The organism is Ligilactobacillus sp. LYQ60 (assembly GCF_045033015.1).
GTDB lineage: Bacteria > Bacillota > Bacilli > Lactobacillales > Lactobacillaceae > Ligilactobacillus.
The window spans coordinates 17,877-38,922 of sequence record NZ_JBJFZV010000004.1 but is presented as its reverse complement, the minus strand read 5'-3'; the positions used below and the strand labels follow the sequence as shown (position 1 = coordinate 38,922).

General features: G+C 44.6%; 24 protein-coding genes. All 24 read left to right on the top strand.

Features of this window, described 5'->3' with window-relative positions; all coding sequences use genetic code 11:
- Positions 1 to 6: 6 nt before the first annotated feature.
- The 24 genes from esaA (at position 7) to ACI3EZ_RS04720 (ending at position 21,045) form a co-directional block, all read left to right on the top strand.
- The gene (gene esaA / locus ACI3EZ_RS04835) at positions 7 to 3,240 is read left to right on the top strand and encodes a type VII secretion protein EsaA (protein ID WP_405024366.1); all 3,234 of its coding nucleotides are present in this window, start codon (positions 7 to 9) and stop codon (positions 3,238 to 3,240) included.
- Positions 3,224 to 3,700 carry a hypothetical protein gene (locus tag ACI3EZ_RS04830; protein WP_405025728.1) on the top strand — a complete coding sequence of 159 codons (477 nt, stop codon included), beginning with the start codon at positions 3,224 to 3,226 and terminating at the stop codon, positions 3,698 to 3,700. The genes esaA and ACI3EZ_RS04830 overlap by 17 nt, the downstream gene beginning before the upstream one ends.
- Positions 3,678 to 3,929: an EsaB/YukD family protein gene (locus ACI3EZ_RS04825; RefSeq protein WP_405024368.1), complete on the top strand. Its 252-nt coding sequence runs from the start codon at positions 3,678 to 3,680 to the stop codon at positions 3,927 to 3,929. The genes ACI3EZ_RS04830 and ACI3EZ_RS04825 overlap by 23 nt, the downstream gene beginning before the upstream one ends.
- Complete coding sequence (gene essB, locus ACI3EZ_RS04820; RefSeq protein WP_405025727.1) at positions 3,916 to 5,079, top strand: type VII secretion protein EssB; 1,164 nt, start codon at positions 3,916 to 3,918, stop codon at positions 5,077 to 5,079. The genes ACI3EZ_RS04825 and essB overlap by 14 nt, the downstream gene beginning before the upstream one ends.
- 14 nt (positions 5,080 to 5,093) lie before the next feature.
- Positions 5,094 to 9,278 (top strand): type VII secretion protein EssC, encoded by a 4,185-nt coding sequence (gene essC / locus ACI3EZ_RS04815; protein WP_405025726.1) that lies wholly within the window; start codon positions 5,094 to 5,096, stop codon positions 9,276 to 9,278.
- Between the two features lie 17 nt (positions 9,279 to 9,295).
- Complete coding sequence (locus ACI3EZ_RS04810; protein WP_405025725.1) at positions 9,296 to 9,565, top strand: TIGR04197 family type VII secretion effector; 270 nt, start codon at positions 9,296 to 9,298, stop codon at positions 9,563 to 9,565.
- An 11-nt stretch (positions 9,566 to 9,576) separates the two neighbouring features.
- Positions 9,577 to 9,939, top strand: a complete 363-nt coding sequence (locus ACI3EZ_RS04805; RefSeq protein WP_405025724.1) for a hypothetical protein — start codon at positions 9,577 to 9,579, stop codon at positions 9,937 to 9,939.
- Positions 9,914 to 11,209, top strand: coding sequence for a T7SS effector LXG polymorphic toxin (locus ACI3EZ_RS04800; RefSeq protein ID WP_405025723.1), 1,296 nt, complete (start codon positions 9,914 to 9,916; stop codon positions 11,207 to 11,209). Before ACI3EZ_RS04805 ends, ACI3EZ_RS04800 begins: the two co-directional genes overlap by 26 nt.
- Positions 11,210 to 11,219: 10 nt before the next feature.
- The gene (locus tag ACI3EZ_RS04795; RefSeq protein WP_405025721.1) at positions 11,220 to 11,573 is read left to right on the top strand and encodes a DUF4176 domain-containing protein; all 354 of its coding nucleotides are present in this window, start codon (positions 11,220 to 11,222) and stop codon (positions 11,571 to 11,573) included.
- A gap of 445 nt (positions 11,574 to 12,018) precedes the next feature.
- On the top strand, positions 12,019 to 12,216 hold the full coding sequence (locus ACI3EZ_RS04790) for a hypothetical protein (protein ID WP_405025720.1): 198 nt from the start codon (positions 12,019 to 12,021) through the stop codon (positions 12,214 to 12,216).
- Positions 12,217 to 12,241: 25 nt separating this feature from the next.
- Positions 12,242 to 12,937 (top strand): Bax inhibitor-1 family protein, encoded by a 696-nt coding sequence (locus tag ACI3EZ_RS04785; RefSeq protein WP_405025719.1) that lies wholly within the window; start codon positions 12,242 to 12,244, stop codon positions 12,935 to 12,937.
- 94 nt (positions 12,938 to 13,031) lie between these two features.
- Positions 13,032 to 13,355 (top strand): hypothetical protein, encoded by a 324-nt coding sequence (locus ACI3EZ_RS04780; protein ID WP_405025718.1) that lies wholly within the window; start codon positions 13,032 to 13,034, stop codon positions 13,353 to 13,355.
- Positions 13,356 to 14,002: 647 nt separating this feature from the next.
- Positions 14,003 to 14,437, top strand: coding sequence for a DUF805 domain-containing protein (locus tag ACI3EZ_RS04775; RefSeq protein WP_405025717.1), 435 nt, complete (start codon positions 14,003 to 14,005; stop codon positions 14,435 to 14,437).
- An 18-nt stretch (positions 14,438 to 14,455) separates the two neighbouring features.
- A complete protein-coding gene (locus ACI3EZ_RS04770; protein WP_405025716.1) occupies positions 14,456 to 14,950 on the top strand; it encodes a hypothetical protein in 495 nt (164 codons plus the stop codon).
- 91 nt (positions 14,951 to 15,041) lie between these two features.
- Entirely contained in the window at positions 15,042 to 15,656 is a 615-nt protein-coding gene (locus ACI3EZ_RS04765) for a hypothetical protein (RefSeq protein ID WP_405025715.1), read from the top strand.
- 4 nt (positions 15,657 to 15,660) lie between these two features.
- Positions 15,661 to 16,344: a hypothetical protein gene (locus tag ACI3EZ_RS04760; protein ID WP_405025714.1), complete on the top strand. Its 684-nt coding sequence runs from the start codon at positions 15,661 to 15,663 to the stop codon at positions 16,342 to 16,344.
- A 27-nt stretch (positions 16,345 to 16,371) separates the two neighbouring features.
- The gene (locus tag ACI3EZ_RS04755) at positions 16,372 to 17,001 is read left to right on the top strand and encodes a hypothetical protein (RefSeq protein WP_405025713.1); all 630 of its coding nucleotides are present in this window, start codon (positions 16,372 to 16,374) and stop codon (positions 16,999 to 17,001) included.
- Positions 16,998 to 17,540 (top strand): hypothetical protein, encoded by a 543-nt coding sequence (locus ACI3EZ_RS04750; RefSeq protein WP_405025712.1) that lies wholly within the window; start codon positions 16,998 to 17,000, stop codon positions 17,538 to 17,540. The genes ACI3EZ_RS04755 and ACI3EZ_RS04750 overlap by 4 nt, the downstream gene beginning before the upstream one ends.
- Before the next feature lie 596 nt (positions 17,541 to 18,136).
- On the top strand, positions 18,137 to 18,448 hold the full coding sequence (locus ACI3EZ_RS04745) for a DUF4176 domain-containing protein (RefSeq protein ID WP_405025711.1): 312 nt from the start codon (positions 18,137 to 18,139) through the stop codon (positions 18,446 to 18,448).
- Entirely contained in the window at positions 18,445 to 18,792 is a 348-nt protein-coding gene (locus tag ACI3EZ_RS04740) for a DUF4176 domain-containing protein (RefSeq protein ID WP_405025710.1), read from the top strand. The genes ACI3EZ_RS04745 and ACI3EZ_RS04740 overlap by 4 nt, the downstream gene beginning before the upstream one ends.
- A 2-nt stretch (positions 18,793 to 18,794) precedes the next feature.
- Positions 18,795 to 19,310: a hypothetical protein gene (locus ACI3EZ_RS04735; protein ID WP_405025709.1), complete on the top strand. Its 516-nt coding sequence runs from the start codon at positions 18,795 to 18,797 to the stop codon at positions 19,308 to 19,310.
- Entirely contained in the window at positions 19,300 to 19,668 is a 369-nt protein-coding gene (locus tag ACI3EZ_RS04730; RefSeq protein ID WP_405025708.1) for a hypothetical protein, read from the top strand. The genes ACI3EZ_RS04735 and ACI3EZ_RS04730 overlap by 11 nt, the downstream gene beginning before the upstream one ends.
- Positions 19,649 to 19,900, top strand: coding sequence for a TIGR04197 family type VII secretion effector (locus ACI3EZ_RS04725; protein ID WP_405024371.1), 252 nt, complete (start codon positions 19,649 to 19,651; stop codon positions 19,898 to 19,900). Before ACI3EZ_RS04730 ends, ACI3EZ_RS04725 begins: the two co-directional genes overlap by 20 nt.
- An 11-nt stretch (positions 19,901 to 19,911) precedes the next feature.
- On the top strand, positions 19,912 to 21,045 hold the full coding sequence (locus ACI3EZ_RS04720; protein WP_405025707.1) for a T7SS effector LXG polymorphic toxin: 1,134 nt from the start codon (positions 19,912 to 19,914) through the stop codon (positions 21,043 to 21,045).
- Position 21,046: the final 1 nt, after the last annotated feature.

Here is a 21,046-nt window from a genome sequence, read left to right as displayed (position 1 = left end):
GGAAACATGAAAAAACAAAGACAACATAATTGGCACGTTCTAATCGGCGCGGTGGGATGCCTCGCGTTGATTTTAGGGGTCGTTTTCGTTGGCGGCCGGGCGCTGAAGCAAAATAGTAATCTCCGGACGGCCCGCGGAAGCCAGCCCATCCGGATTGCGTTCGTTAACGAGGATAACGGCGTAACGTACCGGCACGTCCATTACAACTTAGGAAAGGCCTATATCCAAGGAATTGGGCACCCGCGCGGTGAACAAGTTGTGGCGGTGCCACGGGACGTTGCTGAAAGTGGGTTGAAAAACAATAGTTTCCAGCTTGCCGTCTTTGTACCGACGAACTTTTCGGCGCGGATTATCGACGTTGATAATCCCAACCCGCATAAGGTGAAGGTACAATACATAATCAATGCCAAGTCGACGGGGGAGAAGGTGCGGTGTAAGGAAGCCGCCCAGCAGATTGTTACCGGGTTGAACCAGAAACTAGTGACAATTTATGACATGGGAATTTTAAGTAACCTGTATGATGCCCAACAACGGGTTGCCGGCATTTATGCCCGGCAAGGACGGTTAGCCCGGAATTACGATAACCAACTCGCCGCCCCGATTGCGGCATTTAGCCAGGAGTTTCCGGACATTAGCGGGGGCCTCCGGCAGCTCGCCCAAACTAATCAGGCAACCCAATCCCAGTTTGCTCAGCTAGAACGGGCTCAGACTGCTGCGCAAGCCAACCAGATGCAGGCCATGCAGTCACAGCTGGGTAAGGTCATGCAACAGCAGCAAGCTAACCAGCAAAATGCGGCGAAACTCGCCCAGCAGGCGCTTCAGGCAAAGAACCAGCAGGGCAATCAGCAGTTATTGCCGCTGATGCAGCAGATGATTACTCAGGACCAGCACCTGCAACAGACCCTCCAGCAGCCGGCGAATGCTGGGCAGCTTCTGACAACGTTTAACCACTATACGCAGGCGTACGATCAGTTGTGCCAGCAATTAATTACCAACATTAATAACCAAAAGAAGCAGGATGATACGATGGGTAAGCAACTCCAAAACGAGGTGCAGCAGCACTACGCACCGGGGTTGACGGTTGGTACTTACCTGCAAAAGGAGGATCCGCCGCTCTACCAGCAATTAATGAAGCAGGCGCAGGATGTCAGCACGGTTCAGACGCTGGAAGACCAATTGCCGTACACGAGTCTGCCAGAGAGCGTTACCCAACACCTACCGGCTAGTGACGTTCAGCAGATGCAGACGGCCATTCAACAAATTAAGGCGGCCAATACCCGAATGAAGGATGCCGGGTTGGCGGTGAAGTTTACCGGCAACTCAAGTGCCCAGCAGGCCTTCAGTCAGGCGCTGGCGGATAGTAAACACCAGCAATCCCAGCAGCAGACTGTCACAACAACATTAGCGGTAACGGGGACAAAAAACATGAAGAACTCCGAACTGACGGTGCAAGTGCCCGCTCAGTGTCAGGTTGTGGGCACCCAGGGGCTTCAGGCACACGGGGGGAATTGTTATCAGGTGACGGACCCGCAAACCGTGCACCTGAAGTTGCGCTATAACCCGACAAAGGTGAACGGGGACGACCAGGTTAAGCTGACGTACCACCACACGCAGGACGATCCGGCGAAGGTGACGGTGCTGGACGGTACGCAGGTGACGGGGGGAACCCAGCCGGATGCGGATAACAAGCAAGCCAACCAGTCACAGGATTCCCAAAAGAACCAATCAAGCCAACAGTCCAATGGTTCAGCGCAGTCCCAGCAAAACAATAATTCTCAAAATAACAATCATGCTAATAACCAAACGGCGGCGAACGTTCAGGTGAAGACGCATACGCAAACGGTGTCAAACGACCAGGAGCGTGCCATGACGGTTAGCTTTAACCTGGCACAACTTCCGCAAGTGGCTAGCACCAAGCAGCTTGCTAAGCTGGACGGGCAGTGGTTAAGTGCCTACCAGAACGCAGCGACGGCTGCACAAAACCGGGCTAAGCAAGCGGATCAAGGGGCGATCCACAAGATGATGAACGAGAACATGGGGAAGAACCTCCAGCAGTTCTTACAGAAGGAAAGCCAACAAAACGACCAGCTCCTTGACCAGGAGCTGACAACGCTCCAGCAGCGCGACCAAACGGTTAAGAAGAACCAACAAAAGTACGAAAAGCAGCTTGGCGGCATAGGGAAGAACTCCCAGCAACTGTTAAAGCAGGTTAACCAGCAGCTCCAACAGTTACAGCAGATGCAGGATAGTCTCAATCAGAAGGCAAATGCAGCCGTGCCTGCCGCCTCCACCCAAGCCCCAGCAAGCAATGCCAATGGTGATGAAGCCACTGCGAGTGCCCCGAAGCAGGCGGCCAACCTTGCTCAGGCATCAGGCAATACCGCCAACCAGGCGGGTAATGACGCCCAGGCATTTAGCGGCGCTTATGACGGGCTCAACGGACTTAGCCAGGAAATTGCCCTTGTGCAGGCCAACGGGAAGGGGCTGAAGGGCCGGTCAATGAACCTCCAGCAAGCCTTCCGGCACGACCTTGCCCGGAGCGGCAACTTTGAGCAGGCGTTCATGCAGGTGTTAAACGCGGCCTACCAAAACGGGGTGCCGAACAGTAAGTTGATGCACTTTATTGCTAACCCCGTTGCTGGTGATGGGGACGTGGAATTATCCGGCCACACCCAGCAGTACAACATGGGGTTATGGACGATTATCATGGCCGTTGTGGCGTGGTTCATCGCGTATGCCGGGGAAACGCTCCGCTTCTTGACGGCCGGAAAGTACTTCTCGGCATGGCAAACCCGTTTGGGCGAACGCAGCCGGAAGCTAATCTTTATTGGCGGCGCTAGCTTGATTAGTGGGGGAGTGATTGCCCTTGTGGCCGGCCCCCAATTCCCGTTAGTCGCAGCTAACCGGTTACCGTGGCTACTTTCAGGCGTGATGTTAACGGTAACGCTCGCTTTGATCGCGGATGCCCTGTTACGCTATGGCGGCATGGGCGGTACGGCCCTTGGGATTGCTGCCTTGATTAACCTCATTATTAACCAGGCCCAGTTGGTTCATGGCGGCCTCTTAGCCCACCTTAACTGTCTAGCGTTAGTCGGCCACCAGTTGCTGAACGTTGTGTTGATGAATACCAGTGACGTGGTGCTTGGGTTGTTATGCATGGCCATGGTCAGCATCGGCTTGGGCTGTGTACTCCTGTGGGGACCAGAAAGCGGGTGGCACCGGCGTGCGGTTATTAAATAAACAATTAGTTGTGGTCCTTTGTGGCCTGGGGGTACTCGGAAGTGGGGTGCCGGCCGTTCAGGCCGCTCCCTCCAACCAGCAACTCAACTTACCCCTAAACCAGGTGGGACAAAACCACCAGCGCCAACAGACCCGGAATGAAAACACCCAGTTATTCCAGACGGACCGGGTGGGGGATTTGGCTCAAACCAGGCACCGGTTACTACGCCAGGGCCGCCGGACGGTCTTCACTAAAAACGGGCGGCTGCCCAACCCGGTCAACCAGGCGAACCTGTTTCGCCGGCCGGGCAAGAAGACAACCGCTCCGCATTACGCCCCAACAAGTAACCAAGTGACGATTACGCACCGGGGGCAACTGCCGTGGTTGTGGTTGGTGGCCGGAGGGGTCGTGTGTGGCGCCGCCGGAATTTCGGGACACATGATATGGAGGGAACAGCGTGAACAACACAGTCGCAATTAGCGTTGAATTACCAGACCAGCGCCGGGTGGACGTGCAGGTGAACCCGCACATTCCGCTCAGCCAGCTGGTGGATCAGTTGGTCGCCATTTACCAACTACCCCCCCGGCCCTATACCGTGCAGGTCACAACCCAGCAACGGTGGCTGCGCGGCTCCCGCACGCTGCAGGAGGCCCAAATTACGACGGGGGATGCCTTACGATTACGGGAGGACGAACATGCAAGCAATTAAGTACCACTTTGATCACCAGGAATACGGGTATGAGTATGATGACCACCAGATTATTCAAAGCATTAGCCGGGCCGAGGTGACGGCCAAGGATGCCGATGAACTCTTAGTCGTTGCTCCCGCCCACGACCTCTTCTTACCGGTCGCGATTGGCTGGGAGAGTGACCGGGTAACGCTGACCAGTGACCGCATGCCGGGGCGTTTTATTCAGGACGTGCCGGCGTGGACGACTGCCATGAAGTTGCGCTTACTGGTCAACTTGTTACCGGTGCGGGATCTCTTATTAACCGGTGAACTGACCACCAACCTCCACCCGCATAATATTTATTTGGATGCAAATAACGTGCCGCACCTGCTGTACCGCGGGATTCCGGAGAAGATGCCGGGTGCGGCCTTAACGGATGCTGAACTAGTGCGCCAGTTCCAGTGCCTAGCTGGATCCCTCTTTACTGGGCGGTCGTTTGACGACTTGTACAACGGCCTGTTAGCGGAAGGGGCCAAGCAAAGCCAGTTCATGTTGGACCTCCTCCAGATGACGACGATGACGGACATGGCCACCTTCTTAAAAAAGCAGGCTGCCCAGGCCGCAACGACTGAAGAGCAGACGATGGTCCGGGTTCCACGGAAACGGTACATGGTGGCACGCCAGCTGGCTTTGTGGTTAGGAGTGGCGTGCGTGCTACTACTGATTCCGTTGGGTTACCTGTTATTAAGTAAGGTGCCAACGGATAACGCGTGCCTGGCGGCCGACCATGATTTTCAGGCGGAGAATTACGACCAAACGATTAAGGATCTCCAGCACGTTAAGCTCCAACACCTGCCGCAAACCCAAAAATACGAACTAGCCCGCGCTTACATTGCGGACAAGGGGTTTAACCACACCCAGCGGGCGAACATCTTAAAAAACGTGACGTTAAATGCTTCTTCGACATACCTTAACTACTGGATTGAGGACGGGCGCGGGCAACTAGATGATGCCCTGGCTACGGCCAAACAGCTGCAAGACACCAACCTGATTATGTACGCGCTACTCGGAAAGATTGATGCGGTCAAGCAAGACAAGCACCTGTCCGCCCAGAAGCGCGAGCAGCAGCTTGAGAGTCTCCAAAAGCAGTACACGCACTATCAGCAGTTACAAAAGAAACACCACTAAGGAGGAATTGGCTGATGGACATCCGGGATTTTTTTACCACCACCCACATCATCATCGCAAACCGGCCGGGCGCCGACGTGCAGGTGGCCGATGAGGTCGAACTCCAACTAACTAAACCGACGGTGCAAGCAAACTGGACGCTACATATTCTGCGGGGTGATGTGGCAGTGAACTACTTTGTGCCCCAGGAACGGACGTTGCCGCTGGGGGCAGGAAGTGTTCTGCAGTTTGGGACCACGACACTCGTGGTGTACCCGGACGAGCTGCAGGTGCTGGCGGGTCAAATTAATAGTCGCCTGACCCGGATTAAGACGTCCCACCACGCCTTACCGGCGAACTTTCCGGAGTACCACCGGGCCCCGCGGCTGATTAAGCGGCCGCCGACCACCAAGATTACGGTGGACAACCCGCCGGCTCCGGTCACGAAGAATAACCAGGGGCTGTTACGGTCGGTGGTGCCGGCACTTGCCATGGTCGGTGTCAGCATCGTCATGGCGTTGATGCGGGCCAACGGGATGTTCATGTTGTTTTCGGTGGCGACTACTGGGGTAACGGTTATCTTCTCGATTGTGGACTACTTCCGGAACCGGAAGGATTATAAGAAAAAGCGCCGGGCCCGGAAGGCTAAGTACCTGGCGTACTATGACGGAATGGTGAAACAGATTTACGGGGCCCAACGCGCCCAGCGAGCCGCGTTGGAATACCACTACCCAGACCCGGCCACCGTTCACCAGATGGCGGTTAAGTACAGCCCGCGGATCTACGAGAAGCGGCCGCAGGACTTTGATTTTTTGACGTACCGGTTAGGCTTTGGAACCGTGGCGCCGTCCGCGCCCGTTGAACTAGGAAACAGCGGTACGTTGAATTTAGACGACGAGTTAATCGCCAAGGCGTACCAGCTGGTTCAACAGAGTCAGCACTTACCCCAGATGCCGATTACTACGGATCTGGTGCACGGCCCCGTGGGGTACGTGGGGCCCAAGAAGATTGTGGTGGAACAGCTGCAGTGGATGCTGACGCAGATTGCCACTTTCCATAGCTACCACGACGTGCGCTTCATCGTGGTCTTCAACGAAGAAGACTACGACCAGTGGGCCCCGTTGCGGTGGTTGCGGCAGCTCCGGATTCCAGAACTAAACATGTGGGGGCTGGTTTACAACCGGCAAAGCCGGGACCAACTCATGAACTTCCTCCACCAGGTAATGAAGGAACGGCAAAACGAAGTAAATACAACCGAAGAAGGTGAAAGTGCCCCGCTGTTTAGCCCGCACTACGTGCTGGTCGTGGTGGATGAAGACCTCATCTTAGACCACGCCATCATGGAGTTCGTGGGTGGTGAACCGGAGAAGTACGGGGTCAGCCTGGTCTATGTCAAGGACGTCCTCAGTCAGTTACCAGAAAACATTACGACCGTTGTGGACATGCGCGACCGCCAGACCGGGGAGTTGGTGATGGAACGGGGTGAACTGAAGCAGCAACGCTTCCACCTTGACCACCTCACCGCCGCCATGCGGGACCTCATTCCGCGTAAACTGGGCGGGCTGGAACACCAGGAAACCCTGCACAGTTCGGTGCCAGACCAGGTCACCTTCTTGGGCTTGTACGGGGTGACAACCATTGACGAGTTGCACATTCCGCAGCGGTGGCAGGAACACTCGCCGTATAAGTCACTCGCAGTGCCACTGGGAGTAAGTGGGCCGGACGAACAGGTCGCCTTAGACCTGCACGAACGGGCGCACGGGCCCCACGGGTTGATTGCCGGGACGACCGGGTCCGGGAAGTCCGAACTCATTCAGAGTTACATCCTGAGTCTGGCGGTTAACTTCCACCCGTACGACGTGGCCTTTTTGCTGATTGATTACAAGGGTGGGGGGATGGCTAACCTGTTCCGGGACCTCCCGCACCTGGTTGGCACCATTACCAACCTGGATAAGGCGCAGAGTATGCGGGCGTTGGAATCAATTAACGCCGAATTGCGCCACCGCCAGGAACTTTTCGCCAAGTACGACGTCAACCACATCAACCAGTACCAGAAGCTCTTTAAGGACGGGACGGCCACCGAGCCGATGCCGCACCTGTTCATGATTTCTGATGAATTCGCTGAACTCAAGGCCGAACAACCCGAGTTCATGGACGAACTGATTTCAACGGCCCGGATTGGGCGGTCCTTAGGGGTGCACTTAATCCTGGCAACGCAGAAGCCGGCCGGGGTGGTGAACGATCAGATCTGGTCAAACTCCAACTTCAAGATTTCATTGAAGGTGTCGGATAAGGCCGATTCCCAAGAAGTCCTCCATACCCCGGATGCCGCGATGATCACACAGCCCGGCCGGGCTTACCTGGAAGTGGGGAATAACGAACTGTACGAACTCTTCCAGAGTGCTTGGAGTGGGGCCGATTACCGGCCGGAACAGGCGGGCCAGCAGACCGAACAGTACGTCATCAAACGCTTGGATAAGATGGGCCAGCCGCACATCATCAGTAACGACCTGAGTGGCTTGGACCAGCAACAAGACGTTAGCGCAGCGCCGACCCAGCTCGAAGCAGTAGTGGCTGACGTGGCCGCCACCTTTAAGGCGACGGGCGACGCCCCACTGAAGCAACCGTGGTTGCCGCCGCTCCGGGAGCGGATCATGGTTGATGAACTGCGGGAGTTAGACCGGCAAACCGCATGGCAGCGGGATAAACAACCACTGACAGCAGTCATTGGGCAGGTTGATATTCCAAGTCAGCAAGCGCAACGTCCGCTGACCCTAAACCTGAGTGAAGACGGGAACGCCGCCATCTTTGCGGCGGGGGGCTACGGAAAGTCGACGCTGGTTCAAACGCTGGTGATGGAACTCACTCGGAGTCATACGCCAGAGCAGTTGAACTTTTACCTGTTGGACTTTGGCACGAACGGGTTACTGCCATTGAAGGATTTACCACACGTTGCGGATACGATAACCTTGGGTGAAGATGAAAAAATCCGGAAGATGATCGTTCGGATTAACCGCCTGATTAAGGAACGGCAGGCGCTGTTGAGTGAAGCGGCGGTTGCTAACCTGGCCATGTACGAGGAGAAGACCAACCAGGTTATTCCGGACGTGGTCGTAATCGTGGATAACTTCGATAGTGTCGGTGAAATGAAGTTTGGGGAGCAATTCCTAAACGCCGTCACGAAGTTAGCCCGGGAAGGAAGCAGTATTGGGCTCCATCTGGTAACCACGGCTGCGACTGCACGGGCGCTGCATAACACACTGTTGAATAACATTAAGCAGCGGCTTATGTTACGGCAGAATAACCGGGACGACATTATTGAACTGTTAGGTGCCACGAAGATGCCGCTTGAAGACATTCCAGGGCGGGCACTAATTAAGACCGATACGGCCGTCCGGTCCTTCCAGGTGGCTCTCCCGGTTGATGGGGAAACCGACCTAGAAGTGGTTAACCACCTGCAAGAAGAGGTAGCCCAGATGAATAAGGATTGGATCGGCGAACGACCAGAACCAATCCCAATGATGAAGGACCAGTTAACCGCCGATGAATTCTTCGACCGGAAAGATGTTCAGCAAGTGCTGGCAGCCGGCAAGTTACCATTGGGGCTGGACTACGAAGAAGTTAAGCCGGTGGTTTACGATCCGGACGAAGCGGGGAACATACTGTTAGTTGGAGAACAGCGAAAGCCATTTAATATATTAAAGAAACATCTTATAGCTTCGATTCTAAAGTGCCAAAATATTAAGTCAGTATTTATAGGCACATCACACGAATATGCAAGTGATGGGTTCGACAGAGTAATCTCTAAGATGGAGGAAGTAAGAGAATTCATTGAAAGCTTGCTCAAAATAATGAGGAAAAGAATGATTAGTAACGATAAGAGTCAGTTTGAATGGATTTTTATTTACATTGACGATTCAAGTGAATTCGTACAACAAGGTAATATATCTATGAAAGAGTATGAAGATATATTGAAGAATGGAATCGACGTTCATGTTACATTGTTAATTGCTGGAGAGAATCAGCAAGTTACTGTTAATCGGATGGATGAAGGGGGATTGTATCATAGGTTAATTAAGACGATGACGATGACTATTCGTAGGCAGGAGCAACGGCTTATGGATGTGTCATTTGACCCGAATGAGGAGCCTTTAAAAAAGGGCGATGCATATTATGAACTTGATAGAGAGTTCGTAAAGTTTAAGATTCCCGAATTATAGAGAAAGGAATGATAGTTTTGAGTAAAATTTCAGTTAGCCCAGATGGAATTATGAGATTGTCAACGCAAATAAAAAGTGCGGGTTCTAATCTAGAAAACAAACGTAATGTTATTAAGGATAATGAATCCACTTTAAAAGGAAGCCGTCATGCGGTAAAGGTAATAGATACGTTAAACGATATGTCGGAAGGGTTATCAAAAATGATTGATTCTTACTCACAAGCATTGGAATCTTTGGCGCAATCTTTCAAAAATGTTGATAGTGAAAATGCTCAAAGATTTAAGTAACAGGTATAACTATGGATGCAAAACAAGAATATTTAAAAAAGAAAAGAGTTCTGTTTGAAAAACAAGAAGAATTATGTAAAACGCAAAAACGAATAAATCATACGATAGATGAAATAGAGTCCTGGTATAAGCACCAAACTAAATTGCAAGATGAACTTTTGGAATATTCTAAGGGTAGTAGTAGTTCAATGTTTTTTGATGAATGTAACATGGAATTAGCTCGGTCTTATAAGTCTGCGAAAATTAAAATGGATGAATTGCTATCGAAAATCAATAAACAATTAGAAAATAATGAACAAGAAGTTAATGATATTAGGATTGAATTTGAAAAAGGGGATATGAATCAAAATGTCAGTGAAGATGGAACTAGGTAATTCTAAAAGTCAGGCAGCGAGTTGTGCGCATGCTGCACAAACGCTGATTTCAAGTTTAAGTGATTTATCAAAAGCAGTCGAGCAAGTAGAGGGGCTTGGAGATAGTTTAAAGGGGTTGGGAGCTACCAATGCTAAAAGTTATGCTATTGAACATGTGGTTCCAACGATTCAGGCGGGTGTTTTATTAGTAGATAAAATCATGCGGGCAGTTACAAACTTGCCTGAAAAGTATGTACAAACTGTTGATAGTAAAAGTCATGATTCGGATAAATTAGAGGAAAAAATTAGGGAAATTAAGAATCAGATTACAAATTTAGATCATATTGCAGAGAATGCAAAGAATATACCAGGAGCGGGTGGACTTTTAGGCTTTATAAAAAATGCGAACAATTCGAATAATATGCAAATGACGCGTCTAAGGGAAATATTAGACCATTTATTAGGCTTTGATGCTGTATCGGATTCATTATTTGATGAAATTGGAGACTTAAAAAAAGCGTTTGATACAGGAGTGAGCCAAGTTTGTCACGGCTTTATTTGTAATAGTCAAAGTGGGGGTGGATGTTTTGACATGAAGCAATCTATAAGTTGGGAAAAATATGTTCGAAAAGAATGGAAGAATTTTGATAAAACTCCCCAAAATCAATCTGATGGTCTTTCATGGAAAAATATAAAAGGTTCGATTAAAGGAACGTTGGTCGGATTTCTGGGACCATATGTAAGTGACAAAATTCAAGATAAATTGGAAGATGTCGTATTTAAAGGTGGAGCAAAAGCATCGGGATTTATTAGGGATTTATTCCGGTCTAAAGCTATTGCAAATATTATCAATGGCTCTGGAAATAAATATTCAGAAAATATTGATATATCTTTGTCAAATGCTTTTGAAACATTACGAGGCGGATTAGAAAATCTTACTGTGGTTAAGGATGCATATGATGGTTTTAGAACTTTAGATCATAGGGTTATTTTGATAAATATGGGCTTTGATTCTATTAAGCAAATACCAGCTGATCATAATACTTTATTTGATGCAGGATATAAAGGTGTAGTTGACGGTACTATAGATTCTATCGTACCGCTGGCTAATGCGACAGGAGATTTAACACATGGTCATGTAAAGGGAGCGATAAGAGAAATGATCAATTCCAAAGAAGCTGATGACTTAGATGAAAAATTTAATAATTGGTATGATAAAAGTGTTAGACCAGAAAAGCAAAAAATAAAAGCAATCAATAATCGTGCAGTGATTAACGGATATGTAAAGTAGAGGGATTAATATGGATTTATTGGCATTAGGTAGCATTATTACTTTGAAAAAAGATAGCGGAAATACAAAACTTATGGTTGTAACTAGGGGAGCTATCACGAACGTTAATGGTGAAGAAGGATTTTTTGATTATGCCGCTGTCATTTATCCTATAGGAATTGTGGATAATCAACTGTATTTTTTTAATAATGAAGATATTGGAAAGATTATTTTTAAAGGGTTTTCGGATGAAGACGATAAAAAATTAACAAGTAAATTACTTAGTAGAATGAAAAACGATCAGATTATGCATCATTCGGTAAACAATGTGGAGCATCAAGAGGATTTATCGATTCTTTTGGATAAGAAAGAGAGGCAAGAGTAATTGATTTACGAAAAGGGGCGGGTAACTTTCAAAAAGGCGTTGTGTCATCTCATACAAGGAGCCTTCAACTTTATTGGAAGAACGACGAGAAGAGGGTATGCTTATGGAGTTGTGTCTTTATTCTTCGTTGTGGTGCCAGTTCTTAGGGTAATTTATAGTACGGTTTCTAATTCAATCGTTATGAATATATTGGAATTCATTGTATTTATATTATTTTATACGTTAACAAGTCGGCGAATGTTTGATATTGGTTTTAGGTTGTCAGCAATCGTCATATTTTTGATTGTTAGCTTATGCGGCGGAATTTTATGGTTTGTGATGTTTTTTGGATGTGTCTTTTTACCAACGGATACTTTTTTAATTAAAAACACAAATTACTCTAATTTCAGGCGGATATATTGTCGTAAAAGTAATGAGGTGCTAGCTTCCGAGGAGGTTGATAGTCATGAAAAATGATTCTTTACCAGTAGGAACAGTGGTTATTCTTAAGCATGATTACTATTTTAGAGAGTATATAATTATGTCAAACGACGGAGAAGAATATACGTTATGTCGGTATGCTAGAAAGGCCATTACTAATATGACTCGTAAAGTAAGAAAGACGACAATTGGGGCGATATGTTCATTAGGACGAAAAGAATAATTGATATTAAAGGAGTAAAGACGTCTTGGAAACGGCAAATGCTAAAAAACGTAGTGATGGATTAAGTATATTTTTTATTGAAATTTATGGGCTGTTTACTCTTGCTTTAATCGTCTCATGTATGGCATCTTGGTTGACTGTTAGATATTACAATGGGTTTGATAACTTAATAAATAAAAGTCCATTATTATCGTTGTTAGCAATAATTGGTGTAGTTTTTTTCTCCAGCGGATTACATTACGGCAAAGAGCGTTCATGTATTATAGGCGTTTCATTGTTGCTAGCCTGTTCCTTTTGTACAGGGGTAGTGTTTAGTTACTGTTCATTTAAGTACACCAATATAAATATAACGATTGCGTTTTTATCGGCTTGTATTGAATTTACAGTATGTACAATCCTTGGACTAATTAAACAGGATTTGTCGGATTATACACCTCAATTAATTGCAATGCTTATTTCATCATTGGTAGTTACTATCATTAATCTCGTCTTAGAGAATAGGTTGATTGATCTTGTTTTATCATTTATTGGCATTGGTGTATATGGGTTTTTATCCATGTACGAGGTTAACATGTTGAAAAATAATTATTTGAAGTACCGTGATTCGGTAAGGAGGGGATGGATTGTATCTGTAGCGGCGATGGATCTATTTTATGCATTTGTAAATATATTTTTGAATATTTTAAGCATATTGGACCCTGATGCTGAAAATGATGATTAACCCTTGTATGAAATTGACGATAAGGGGATTCAGTTACCCGCTGATGATCCCTATCTTTTTTACACGCTATGGATAGGGTTGGGATATTATTATCATGATTTCTGTAGGATTGACAGTTACTTTATTGGTGTATCACCGAAATAGGCTTAGGAAGGTGCAAGTTTTCAAAAAGAGACGAGCGGTTATTCATGCCGATCGTTCTGAAGTAATTGCTCGTAGTGTTATGGGGGCATTTCTTTTTTGGTTCTTATTATTCTTTTTTATTGTGGAAATATTTGATAATAATCTACTTGCGGAGTTTTTTGCTGGATTATTATTAGCTTTGGTATTTCATATGTACGATTTATCGGCGTTTAATGTTGGTGATGTTCAGGTTGAGTTTCTTGATGAAGGGGAATCTGCGAAGAAACAAAAATAATTACCATTAGGGTTAATTTGGAAGGAAAGGTAATGAAACAAAAAGCATATGTAAAGGGAAATAAAAATTTCCTAGGAACGATTATTCTCGAATCGGGAGAGCAATTTAATTTTGTTAGCGGGCAGCGTTTTTAATATTTGATGTTCCCGTTTCTCCAATGGGTAATGCCGGTTTATTGTTGGAAGGGAAGTGATGATGTTAATCAGAACGTTGGTTTTAATAAGCCATTAGTAATCTTTCTTATTTGTTTGATACCGATGAATATAAATAGAGGGGTGGTTTTCCCGCTTTCGTTCTATATTTCTCCGGTATTAAGTATTGGAGCCGCACTGATTATTGGAATTGTGTTCTTAGAGTACTTGGAACGAAAGTTTAGGGTTCCACGGAATGTTATCCTATATAAGATACAAATTTATCCAAGAAAATGGTGGGCCATTTTAATACTATTAGCTAACATACTTATCTCAGCTCCTGAATTTGCAGCTTTACGGGCAATGCTTGCTATGCCGTGTGATTTTTGTGGACCATATATGTTATTAGTGTATACGTCGGTTTTGGCGTCTATGAACAACGTAACGGCACTGAGTTTACGAAAATGTTCTGTTGAATTTTTGGAAGAAATCAATAATTGATAGGGAGGAGTTTTAATGAACCCAATTACACAACATGGTTATGTCTCTATGCAACAAGCTGTTCGTGATTTGATCCGGGGAATAATTAATTTTAGGGGACGGGCAACCCGGCGAGGGTATCTTCCGGCATTTATTTATTACGTTGTGGTGATCTTCGTTGCCCTGATGGCATTGGGAATCGCTGTAATTTCAAGCTTAACAAATGATGCGAATATGGCATTAATGCAGTTAATTATCGTAGCAATTCTACAGGTGGTTGCGAAGTTAGCATTAATGGCCGTAACTGTTCGCCGATTTAGGGATGCGGGTTTCCGAACATGGGTAATTCTTATCTTGTTGTTACTCTCGGGGCTGTTAGTTTATTTTGTGGCATTGGTACTACCAACTGATTGTATGTTGCGGTACCGGGAGATGCCGGTTGTTCGGCTGATTGTACGGGATAAAGGGTAATTAGACAGGAGATTAACCATGGTAAAGATGAACCTACCAGCGTTAGAGAAACAAAGTAGTAGTTGTTCAAACGCATGTAACTCAGCGATGAGTGGACTACAAAACGTGGGTAGTAGTGTTGGCGCAGTTACTGGTTTAGACATTCAAGGTGCGGCCGCAACGAGTGCTAAGAATTATGCAGAACGTGTTGCGGGTCAATTAGTCAATCAAACAGCGCAGCTGTTACAAGTGATTCAACACGATGTGGCCGAATTACCAGCGCGGTATAAGAGTATGGTTGATCGAAATAAATCGTGGTCAACAGAAGAATTAAATAAAAAGATTAGTGAATGTGATGAAGAAATCTTTAAAGCCGAGTGCGATGCAGGAAAAGCACGGGCCAAAATGCTTAACCCAAAGGCTGATCACGCTGCTTTAGAGTCGTGTATCCGAAATGCACATAAGGCTAAGGCAAATGCGCGAACTAAGAAACGAAAATATCAAAAGAAACTAAGAAATTTAAATATTTTTTAATTTTTCATCGGCAGCAATTTTTGCGAACGTACATAAGCTATCAGTGGCGGTGGGGAAGGGTGCCAGTATTGTCAAAGGAGCAAAAACCTTTGTGATTCTACATGAAGATGATTTGAAGTGGACTAAGATTAAAGCTAAGGCTGATACGTTCCACATCGTAGAGCCAAAAGAGCATGCAAATTATGTAGAAGAATTTATAAAAATAGTAGGCAAAGCAGGTATTTATTATCACGGTATCAAAGTGAAACTAGGATATTACTTAACAGGTTTGAGTAAAATTGCAGACGGTGTACTAGATTTTGCACGTTTTGCCGATGTAGAAGAAGCTATTAAATCAGTTTTGAGTGCAACGAAAACATTTTCTAAATGGGCTCCTGGTGTTGGAGTGGCATTAATTATTATGGATGGTATTCATGAGTACAACGAAAGACGTGACAAAGGAGAATCTGCTTGGACGTCGCTTGAGAGAACATGCGTGAGTGAAGGTGCACAGTACGTATGTGGGACGGGTGGCGCTTTGCTCGGAATAGCAATTAATGCACCGTTAGGAATGGCTGCTGGTACAGTGGCAACTTTGCCAATTGGTGGAGTTGAAGGCGGAGCTACAGGGTTCGCATTTGGTGGCGTTGCCGGAGCCGTGTACGGTAATCATGAAGGAATGAAGTTTGCCAAGAGCGAGTTTGACTCAGATATTGATGGGAAGTAGTGAAATGAAGCGTAAACAATATATCTTATCGACTTTAGGAGTTCTTTTTTCAGGAATGATATTAGGATTCATCGTAATTGTGTGTGCACCGTGTTCTTTGTTTTATATAACGGAAAGTAATTTTGAAACGTGGGGAGTGGCTTTTATAGTCATTTCTGTATTGTCAGGGATATTCGTGAATAAATTATCTGAAAAAATTAAAAATGGTCAACCATGGAAATTGTTTTTAGAAATAATAGGCTATTATTTATTCTGGATATTTGCCTGTTCGTTTTATGGGTGTTGTTATATGGCCTTAGATGATATTGGCTGGATTATTCCAGCATTCTATGCAATGGGCGTTGTTATTACATTGGTGTGTTTATCGGTCGGATTATTATTACCGCAACGATCAAAAAAATTGGCGATAATCCCCGGGATTGCTGCGATTATCATAGTAATAGTATTAATTGAAAATATTGTACGCCCGGGTTCAATTTTGGTCATTTTTGCATTTGTTGTAGTCGGAATATTTTATTGCTTTTTCTTTATTTATCAGATTAATAAACTGAAGTTCGATAAAATTGAAGATAATTCTATTCAACGTTGGGCATCAATTTTTAATACTGATGTTGATATGGGATTAACGTTTATAACAATGCTTGGAGCAATGTTAGCACTATTCTTTAAGAACGAAGACGATAATTGATCGGAAAAATACTTTTCGGGATTATCGATGGTTTTGTCTGCAATTAGGCAGGCAAGTAATGATCTTCGCACGGTTAATTCATTTGATAGTAAACGAAAGTATTTTAAGAACGGAAAGAAAAAATCGTGGGCAAAAAATATTGATGAACTATATGCTAGGCGGAAAAAGATGAAAATTGGTTCGACACTTGATTCATTTAAAGATGTTTTTGATAGTGATAGATGGCATGCATCTTTTTATGAATCACTTGGAAATGTCATTGGGAAAGTATCACCTGAGACGGGGAAATTAATTCATTATTATGGCGAAAGTCTAAAAAATAAACATGGATTTGTTCGACATTATCCAGGAATTGGACTAGCTATTGGAATTGCAGCTAACTTAGCTGATGGGGATAGTCTCAAGGTTGCCTCAGAGAAGGCTGTAGCAGATGATACTGCCAACAGTGTGGTGGAGGTGGCATTTGATGGCTTAGTAGACGGTATGATTGACGTCCCAATAGGTGTTACCGATGAGGCTGCAGGGCTAGTTTCGGATCCTTTTGATGGAGGAACAGGTACCATTATTGGAAGCGCAGCGGCAATAACGATGATGTATAAAGCTGATGTATTAATAGATGGCGAAATTAATAAGGTTATTGAAGGTAATAATAAATGAAAAATAGATTTAAGAAACGATATCTCCCATACGGAGAACTTCCATCATTCAATATGGACGGTCAGCAAAATGGTGGGGTGTTTATTCTTTGGGATCGGGAGAAAAAAACATTCGTAATGGCGCGACGGCGGCACCGTAAAATCAACTTATCAGCGCCCCTACATCTCAGTTCATTACTTGCCATTATTACGGTCGCACTTGTGCCTCAAGCAGCAACTAGCCATTTAAAATGGGGGCTTCATTGGTATTGGTTTATTGTTTTTATTTCTATTGCCGTTTACTTATACATTGATCGTGACCTTCGCCCGCAGGACGTTACACAGGTTGTTAAAGATAATCGAGTGTTTAATGCGTATAGATATAATATCCAACATTTTGGGCAAATGCTAGTAATAACATTAGCTTGTATGTTAGGTACATGGTTTACTAAAAATTCTTGGGTGCTCTCGCTTTTTACGTATTTGTCTGTGATAGTATGTACACGTTTTTTTATCTATATGGTTACTTCAATAATCATCCATACAAAATTTGTCAGATAAATAAGAACATATGTAAAGGATGAATGGTAGAAATGAAGGTTGAATTCAGAAAACGGTATGTTCAATATGGCGTCCTACCAAATTTTAACAGTAAAAAACAATGGGACGGTGGGATCCTAATTTTGTGGGATCGTCAGAATTAGAAATTTGTGATGGCCCATCATAGGATCAGGTCAATTCGCCAAACTGGGGCCGATGATGCAATTAGTTTTGGAAGCTCGTTTGCATTAATTTTAACTGCTCTAGTTCCGGGGTTTGCACTTCACTATATTCGGTGGGGTTTACACTGGTATTGGTTTGTTATTGCTGCAATCTTGGGAGAATATGCTTATATAAAAAGTGATTTTGAACCCCAAAATGTAACGCTAGTTGTTCTCGATAAAAGAATTTTGGATTCCTATAAATATCACGTTAAGTTTTCATTGTACATGGGATTTATGGTTATATCAGCGAGTGTTGCTGCCTTAATAAGTAAGGATTATTGGTGGTTGGTATTTATAGTGTACGTATTATGGTATTTTTTATCATGTTTTTGGGTATTACAATAGGTGGATTGCTAGTACACCATCACCTTATTCAGAAAAGGAGATTATAAGTTGTTATCAATTGGATCAATCGTGCGAACAAAATGGTCAAAGGAAAAGACCCCACTAATGATTATGAGCTTATTGCCCGTTACGGAAGATGCGGATCATAATACGGGGTACTTTGATTACGGTGCATGTATATACCCTTATGGAATAGTGAAAAATGAAATGTTGTATTTTAATGAAGAAGACATCGCTGAAGTATTATTTGAGGGTTACCATACTTCCAGTGAACAGCAGTTTTTGAAGAGGATCACTAACGATGTGGACGGGCATAAAAAGGAATACCATCATTTTTCGATTGAGGAGTTTATGAAATGAATTATCTTACAATAGGTAGTGTTGTTGAATTACGACATGAAGATGTTCAAGTGATGATAATTGGGCGCGGAATTGTGTATTCACAACACGGCAATAAAGATTTATACGATTACCGGGGATGTATCTATCCATACGGTTTTACCCAGAAATCAGATATTCTGTTCAATAGTAATGACATCACTAAAATTTTATTTATGGGTTACCAGTCTCCGCTTGAGGATGACGTTCAGGATAAGTTATTAGCTGCCCGTAAAAAATTTCTTGCAGATAGGAATAAAAAAGGGGTAGCTACGAAGAGTAAGGATCCGATGCAACGACTATTGGCGGAAAAGGGGATGGATTAGCAATGGGCAAAGTTAAAATGGTCCTGAATAAGATTTTTAAACGGGTAGATGAAAGCCCTGACATTTCCGCCAAGCAAGCCTACATTGATTTTTGGCGGGCGGGGTTAATGCCAATCGGGCGCACGTCTGTCCGGGGCTTTTTATGGGGACTGCTTACATATTTTGGAACAGTTTTTGGCTCGCTCGCCGTATTAGTTTTTGCGGTTGACGGGCTTTATTTGGACTTTTTACTCCCATTTGGTGCCGTGGTTATTTTCCTGGATGAGTTATTGATTGTTCCGTTGGCGAACATGTATTTTCGGCGATTATTTGATATTGGCCTTAACTGGACGGCAGTTTTGGGCGTTGGCCTGTTAGCAATTTTTTGCTGGTTTTTCTGGGCTGTAATTGTTGCTGTATCATCATCAGATCCATTTATATTAATAATTATTGAAAGTGTTATAGAGATGATGATTTTTCTGGCATTTGGATTGTTTCCAAGGGACTTTGTGAAAAAGGGAGAAACCAATGGAAGGTAAGAAACAGCGTTTAAAAAAAGAAATTCATGCATTAAGCGACGAGCTTGGAAAATTGGAAAGCGAAGGAAAGGGTTTAAAACAAGCTCAAGAGGATTTCGTTGGGACGTTTAAAAGCGTCCTGGATACAGAAGATTTTGTTATTTCGGGAATGGAAGAAAGTCGTTACTATGGCGTTATTTCTGATGAAATTGAACGAGTTAAGCGTAGTGGTCGGGATACGATAAACAAATATGATGATTTAATAGCAGAGAATCAACGGAAACAGAAAAAACTTACGAGTAAATTGGATACGTTAACTAGTGAATCCAGGCGAGAGGATAACGAGGAGGCGGATTTAAATGGGGCAAATTCAAAGTGACCTTGGTGAGGCGCAAAGTGCTGCAAGTCAGATTGCAGGACAAATTCCGAGTGCACCATCCATTAAGAAGGATACTTTATCAAGTTATGGTGGAAATAATAGTGCACATGAGGCAATTACTGCCTATGAGAATGCAATTAAGAACTTGAGTGCAGGGCTGCAGAATGCAGGCCAAGCGATTGTGAAGGTTGCAAACGCATTCGAACAGACGGATCAAGAAACAGCACGTTAGGGGGTGTATCAATGGCATCAGGTGGAATCAAAGTTAAGTTGGGTTCAGTATCGTCACAAGCAAGTAGTACTAGTTCAGCTGTCTCGAAGTTGAACGACAAGTTTCGTGAGTTACGGAACACGGTTGATGATGTGACGGAGAGTAATGGACTTGAAGGAAAGGCCTATCGTTCGGCGCGAACATTTATTAAGTCGGTAATCAACCCTGCTATCACGGGGGTTATTACAGCCGGTGACCAGTTACGTGATGGGGTCAAGAAGTTGCATAGTGAGTACACTATGAGGGTTGATGACCGTAGTTGGAGTGTTAAGGAACTTAATGAAAAAATTCGTCATTATAAATCGGAGGGAGACAAATTAAACCATGCTTTGGATAAAATGACTGGTCCAGGGGATGGTCCAGCTACAAATTCGCTTGAAACGCAAATAAGCCAAAATTCGTATTGCTTGGAAAAATATAAACGAATTAAAGATCATTTAATTGAGTTTAGTGGAGAATCAGCAAGTTTTTTTAGCAGTTTAAACGGGACAATTGCGGATATTAACGCTGCAGCACAACAACTTCAATCAAAAAATATTACTAATCCAAGTTGTACCGTAATGAAGACCCCAAGTAGTAAAGATTTGAAATGGGCACATGATATAAAAAAGAGGCATTGGGAATATGAAGGGCATCATGCATTAAATGCGGCGGATAAAGTATTGGGAATTTTCAAAGGTTCGTATGCTCGCTTTGCTCACTTAATCGGTAAAGGATTTCATTGGGCGTCCATACATTCCTCTTATTTAGCAACGGGTTTTGAAGAAGTTTCCCGGGGCGCAGAACATATTAGTAGTAAAATAAAGTCTTTTTCTGAGAGTAAAGGTTTAGCGCTGATTGGTTTTGGGATTACGGTATACAACGATTTTGTAGATACACGCAATAAGATTAAGGCAGGGCTTAAAGTTGTAGCTACTACAGGAGCGGATATAGTAGTGGATTCGATAGTGGATGTAGGTGCAAGTTTTGTGGAAGGAGTGGTAGGTGAAGCATATGGTGGCCCAGCTGGTGCTATTGCTAATGTAGCCATATCAATTCCTGCAGATATTACCATAGATACTGTTATAAACAAGCATATTAATGAATTTATTGATAAGGATTTATAGA

Excerpts from the sequence above, each read along its gene's own strand:
- ACI3EZ_RS04795 (WP_405025721.1), top strand. The coding sequence starts at position 11,220 with ATGGATTTATTGGCATTAGGTAGCATTATTACTTTGAAAAAAGATAGC.
- ACI3EZ_RS04780 (WP_405025718.1), top strand. The coding sequence starts at position 13,032 with ATGATTTCTGTAGGATTGACAGTTACTTTATTGGTGTATCACCGAAAT.
- essB (WP_405025727.1), top strand. The coding sequence starts at position 3,916 with ATGCAAGCAATTAAGTACCACTTTGATCACCAGGAATACGGGTATGAG.
- ACI3EZ_RS04770 (WP_405025716.1), top strand. The coding sequence starts at position 14,456 with ATGGTAAAGATGAACCTACCAGCGTTAGAGAAACAAAGTAGTAGTTGT.
- ACI3EZ_RS04790 (WP_405025720.1), top strand. The coding sequence starts at position 12,019 with ATGAAAAATGATTCTTTACCAGTAGGAACAGTGGTTATTCTTAAGCAT.
- ACI3EZ_RS04725 (WP_405024371.1), top strand. The coding sequence starts at position 19,649 with ATGGGGCAAATTCAAAGTGACCTTGGTGAGGCGCAAAGTGCTGCAAGT.
- ACI3EZ_RS04740 (WP_405025710.1), top strand. The coding sequence starts at position 18,445 with ATGAATTATCTTACAATAGGTAGTGTTGTTGAATTACGACATGAAGAT.
- ACI3EZ_RS04760 (WP_405025714.1), top strand. The coding sequence starts at position 15,661 with ATGAAGCGTAAACAATATATCTTATCGACTTTAGGAGTTCTTTTTTCA.
- ACI3EZ_RS04750 (WP_405025712.1), top strand. The coding sequence starts at position 16,998 with ATGAAAAATAGATTTAAGAAACGATATCTCCCATACGGAGAACTTCCA.
- ACI3EZ_RS04730 (WP_405025708.1), top strand. The coding sequence starts at position 19,300 with ATGGAAGGTAAGAAACAGCGTTTAAAAAAAGAAATTCATGCATTAAGC.
- ACI3EZ_RS04800 (WP_405025723.1), top strand. The coding sequence starts at position 9,914 with ATGTCAGTGAAGATGGAACTAGGTAATTCTAAAAGTCAGGCAGCGAGT.
- ACI3EZ_RS04755 (WP_405025713.1), top strand. The coding sequence starts at position 16,372 with ATGGTTTTGTCTGCAATTAGGCAGGCAAGTAATGATCTTCGCACGGTT.
- ACI3EZ_RS04720 (WP_405025707.1), top strand. The coding sequence starts at position 19,912 with ATGGCATCAGGTGGAATCAAAGTTAAGTTGGGTTCAGTATCGTCACAA.
- esaA (WP_405024366.1), top strand. The coding sequence starts at position 7 with ATGAAAAAACAAAGACAACATAATTGGCACGTTCTAATCGGCGCGGTG.
- ACI3EZ_RS04775 (WP_405025717.1), top strand. The coding sequence starts at position 14,003 with ATGAACCCAATTACACAACATGGTTATGTCTCTATGCAACAAGCTGTT.
- ACI3EZ_RS04805 (WP_405025724.1), top strand. The coding sequence starts at position 9,577 with ATGGATGCAAAACAAGAATATTTAAAAAAGAAAAGAGTTCTGTTTGAA.
- essC (WP_405025726.1), top strand. The coding sequence starts at position 5,094 with ATGGACATCCGGGATTTTTTTACCACCACCCACATCATCATCGCAAAC.
- ACI3EZ_RS04735 (WP_405025709.1), top strand. The coding sequence starts at position 18,795 with ATGGGCAAAGTTAAAATGGTCCTGAATAAGATTTTTAAACGGGTAGAT.